This is a genomic window from Phocaeicola faecicola (assembly GCF_013618865.1).
Taxonomy (GTDB): Bacteria; Bacteroidota; Bacteroidia; order Bacteroidales; family Bacteroidaceae; genus Phocaeicola; species Phocaeicola faecicola.
This window is the reverse complement of sequence record NZ_JABSOE010000120.1, coordinates 1-4,408: the sequence shown is the minus strand read 5'-3', so window position 1 is coordinate 4,408 and position 4,408 is coordinate 1. Positions and strand designations below refer to the sequence as shown.

General features: G+C 55.5%; 5 protein-coding genes and 1 pseudogene. All 6 read right to left on the bottom strand.

Annotated elements, in window-relative coordinates; genetic code table 11:
* Nucleotides 1–119: 119 nt before the first annotated feature.
* Nucleotides 120–524, bottom strand: a pseudogene (locus H3001_RS18690) (DUF4138 domain-containing protein); the annotation flags it as partial.
* A 34-nt stretch (nt 525–558) separates the two neighbouring features.
* Nucleotides 559–1,911, bottom strand: coding sequence for a conjugative transposon protein TraM (gene traM, locus H3001_RS18685; protein ID WP_004291521.1), 1,353 nt, complete (start codon nt 1,909–1,911; stop codon nt 559–561).
* Nucleotides 1,892–2,179: a TraL conjugative transposon family protein gene (locus H3001_RS18680; protein WP_018697145.1), complete on the bottom strand. Its 288-nt coding sequence runs from the start codon at nt 2,177–2,179 to the stop codon at nt 1,892–1,894. The genes traM and H3001_RS18680 overlap by 20 nt, the downstream gene beginning before the upstream one ends.
* Before the next feature lie 27 nt (nt 2,180–2,206).
* On the bottom strand, nt 2,207–2,830 hold the full coding sequence (gene traK, locus H3001_RS18675) for a conjugative transposon protein TraK (protein ID WP_004291519.1): 624 nt from the start codon (nt 2,828–2,830) through the stop codon (nt 2,207–2,209).
* A 31-nt stretch (nt 2,831–2,861) separates the two neighbouring features.
* Nucleotides 2,862–3,866 carry a conjugative transposon protein TraJ gene (gene traJ, locus H3001_RS18670; RefSeq protein WP_004291518.1) on the bottom strand — a complete coding sequence of 335 codons (1,005 nt, stop codon included), beginning with the start codon at nt 3,864–3,866 and terminating at the stop codon, nt 2,862–2,864.
* Nucleotides 3,867–3,869: 3 nt separating this feature from the next.
* A partial coding sequence (locus tag H3001_RS18665; RefSeq protein WP_064976124.1) for a conjugal transfer protein TraI occupies nt 3,870–4,408 on the bottom strand: 539 nt, incomplete at its 5' end.

Genomic DNA, 4,408 nt, shown 5'->3' with positions numbered 1-4,408 from the left:
TGCTTCACTCCCCGTTTGGTTTCCCATTCGGATAAGTCGGTTTGGGATAGGTTTCTTAATTGGAATACTAACCTAATCACTTGCCAGTGTGATTATTATCAAGCCCCTATTATGGGCGCACTGAACGAAAAGAAACTGCCGTCCTCCGTGATGACGGACATATTCGTTTCGTTGGGAAAATTCCTTACGGTAGCCTTCACACGGATGATGTTCTCCGCTCCGTCGGCTTTCCCGGCAATCAGGTCGGGCGAGCCTAAATCGACATAGCGCACCTCCGCCGGAAAAATGACGTGGACGGTCTTGTCGTAGGTCACTTCCAGACCGTGCGGCGGTATCATGCGGTCGAAGGTCAGCTTGCGTGACAGCCCGTGATATAGGTCGCCGTCCGCCTCCTTCTGCGGATAGACCTCCTTCGTCAAGGTCGGTTGTTCACTTCCGTTGGTCGTTTCAACGGTTACATTCTCCTGCGCGTTGGCAGTTATGATGCCCATAGCGAGGGCAAACATGATGATTACTTTTCTCATTACTTTTGGATTTTAGTGGTAATTTTTATTGTTTTCAATATTTTTCTTGGTAAAGCATGACCCTGTACCCGGCTTTCAGATGCACCTTGACGGTTCGCATCTTTTTGGCGATGTACTGGCTCGTGCCTTGTATCAGCCCCTTGCCCAAGTCGGAGGCGAGCTGCGCCCCGGCATTGGTGGAGATGTTGATGCTGCTTCCCAGCGAGCCGCCCATGTTGGCGGCGACCTCCCGGACGGCGTTCATCTCCATCGAGTTCGGGATGAAGATGCCGGGCTGTCCGTCCGTGTCATAGACCGCAAGCTCCACGGGGATAATCGTGCCGTCGTATTCCAGCGAGGTAATCTCGATGTCGAGCCGCTCACCCTGTATCTTGCCCGTGCCGACCACCACCGCACCCCGGGGTATTGTCCTGCCTGCCACCGCCATAGGCTCCAGCAGGCGCAGCCTTACCGTCTGCCCGTCCGTCACGCTCTGCGCCCCATGCACGCACGCCGGTATGGTGTTCCTGTCCAATACCTCCGCCGTGCCGACAGCCGTGTTGAAACCCCGGTTGCGTTCCTGCGATAAGGCGGCGACAAACTCCGCGTTACTCATAGGCTGTGAGAGTGAAGAAACTACTTGATGCTCCACCTGTCTGATAGGCATTGCCTTGTTCTTCTTCCCTTTCTGCACGGTAGTTGGCTCTGCCCTCTGTTCCGCCGATGGCTGTCCTCCGTTCTGACCGCCCATGTACTTTGCCGCCAGCTCGTAGGACTTCTCCATAAGAGCCACCTGCTCGTCCATAGAGGAAGCCTTGCCCCTCTCGCTTTCCAGTTCCGACTCCAGCGATGCGATGCGCTCCAACAATTCGTCCATCTCCGCATTGTCGTTTTTCGGCTGGTCGTAGAAGTTTCCGAGCGTGGCGTTCAGGTCACGGTAGGCGGCTGCGGAGGACTGGATGGTCTGCGGCGTGGCTGGCTTTGCCCTTTCTTCCTTGCCGCCCGGATTGGCGAGGTCGAAGTCCACTCCGTTCTCCGTTCCCGCTATCTCGCGGTCGAACATGTCGCCCAGCTGCCCGATGGCACGGTTGCGGCTCTCCTGACGCTCTTCCATCTCCCCATGCTCGTAGGCTTTCAGCTTGTCGCCGATAATCTGCCGGTTCGCCTTGTCAGCGTCGGGCATCTCGGTGTTGTATCCGTCCGTTCCCGGCGGTTGCTCCTTGCCGGAGGACGGGGCGAATATCAGCCACATCGCCCCGATGAACACCAACACCATAGCGGGCAGCACGATCATCTTCTGCCGTTTCAGCCGTTGCGCCTCTGTCAGCGGTTCGCGCTCCTTTTTCGGTTTCCCCGTTTCGGGAGCAGCTTTGTTCTCTTTCGTCGGTTCATTCTTTGTCTGTTCCATATAAATAAGGTGTTAAGTGATTGCCTGTTTCCGCCGGGGTCGGCAGTTCCACCCGTCCGGCGTGTCCCGTTTCCATATGTGAGCCGTCGTTCCTGCCGATGTCATAGACGGCTCTGCCGAAGGTGTAAAGGGCAAGCACCGCGAAGGCGGCGAACATCCCCAGCACGATGCGGCGGCGTGTTTCCGGCGGCAAGCCGTCCAGATACCCTTTGAGACTTGCCGCCAAGCGTTTCCGTTTGTCGTGGAGTTTCCAATACATGCCCCACATTGATTTTCTGATACTTTTCATGTCCTGTTACCGTTTGATAGTCTGTAAATCCTTGTTCTCAATGATGGTGAAACCCTCGATGGTAAAACCGTTCGGGTTGTCATCCGACCGCGATGCGTTCAGCAGGCGGCAGGTGGTCACGAGGCTGCGCTCGGTGACGTTGCTCTGCCGGATGATTTTCTGTGTGGCGTAGGTCACGGCACGGTAGGGATAGGCGTTGAAGTCGCACACCACGCTGTCCACCTTCAGCACTTGGTTGATGTTCCCGGCGATGATGCGGTTGTAGTACCCCTTCTCCGCGAAGTCCGAATAATAGTGGTACACGCTCTTGTCCGCCAGCAGCAAGGCACGTTTCACGTTGTGTTCAATCGCGCTTTTTTCAGGTGATAGCGTGAAGAACATCTCGTGGAAACGGCGCACATGTTCCCGTGCCTCCGCCGGGCGGTTCTGCGACAAATCCTGAGACAAGGCGAGCATCAGGCTCTTGCCGTTGTCCAGCACATAGATTTTCTCCCGTTGCTTCTCTGCGAAACGGTAGGAGTTCCACACGCTCCACACCGTCACCACGGCGCACAGCGAGAGGAAGACGATACCGAACAGGCGTATCTGCCTGAACGACGATTCGATGTTTCTAAGTGATTTGAATTCCATTTATATTTTCCAATTTATGATTGCACATTGATTATTTCAGCAATTTGCCGACACGTCCGACTGCGTTTCCTGCGGCTGCACCCGCCACGCTGCCCGCCATGCTTCCGGCTCGTCCCGCCATCTGGTTCACGTTGCGACCGTAACCGCCCATGCCTCCGGCTTGGATAATCCAGCCCGCAACGGTGGGAATGGTAAAGTAGCCGATGATGCCGATGCAGAGGAATACGATATACACCCCGTCGCTCGAATCCAGCGAGAAGTTCGGGTCTGCCTGCATCCGCTCGATGTCGTTTTGCAGCATCAGAACCTGTATCTTCGCCAGTATGGTGCTGAACATGTCCGATACCGGTAGCCACAGATAGACCTGTATATAGCGGCATATCCACTGCGTGAGCGTGTTTTGGAAACCGTCCCATACCGACAGGGCGAAGGCTATCGGACCGAGAATCGCCAGCACCACGAGAAAGAAGGTGCGGACGGTGTCTATCACGAGGGCGGCGGCTTGGAACAGCAGTTCGAGTATCTCGCGGAAGAAGTCGCGGATGCTCTTCTTCATGTTGTACATTCCCCGGTCGATATACATTCCCGCCATCGTCACCATGTCGGAGGGCGACCAGCCGAGTTCCTCCAGTTGCTTGTCAAATTCCTCGTTGGACACGAGGTAGGCGGTTTCGGGGTTGCGTACCATCGCCTCGTATTCCAGTTTGTCCTTCTGCTCCCGGTATCGGTTCATGTCCAGCGTTTCCGCCTCCAGCATCTTTGCCGTGCCCTGTACGACGGGTGAGAGGATGCTGTTTATCGTGCCCAGCACCACAGTCGGGAAGAACATGATGCACAGACCGATGGCAAAAGGACGGAGCATCGGGAATACGTCTATCGGTTCAGCTCTCGCCAGCGACTGCCATACCCGGTAGGCGACGTAGAACAGCGCACCCAGCCCGGCGATGCCTTTCGCCACACCAGCCATGTCCCCACACAGCGGCATCATCTGCTCATAAAGTGAACGTAAAATCTGATGAAGGTTGTCGAACTTCATAGGCTACCAGTATCTTTCGTTCATGTTCCCGTACAGCCCCATGATGCGGTCGAGGTCGTTCTTCTTTTTCGCACGCAGGTAACTCACGGAGATGTTCTTGTTCGTGTAGTAGCTCACGAGGTTGCGGTAACGCTTCATCTTCGAGTGGCAGCGTTCCACCACGTCCATGCGCTCCTTGTCGGTCATGGAGAGCGTGGTGATGTTCACCACGTTCCTGAGTTCCGTCAACACTTCGTTGCTTTCCTCCAGCAGTTTCGTGTAGCCGAAAGCGATTGCGGAAAGCTCTTCGGGTCTGAAATTCCCGTCACGGAGCATCCGTTGGAAACTGTTCACATAGATGTCTGTGATGTCGCCCACCATCAGGATGGTCTGCTGCACCTTGCGGGCGTCCTTGACCAGATTGTTCACCGATTTGAGGGGTAGGCTAAGCATCCAACGCCCTGCCGTATTACTACGGTGGGTTTTCGGAAGCTCGCCCCCAAACCGGACGTACACGTCTCCGCGTATCCGGCTTTCTACTAATAATATCAATCTATTCATTG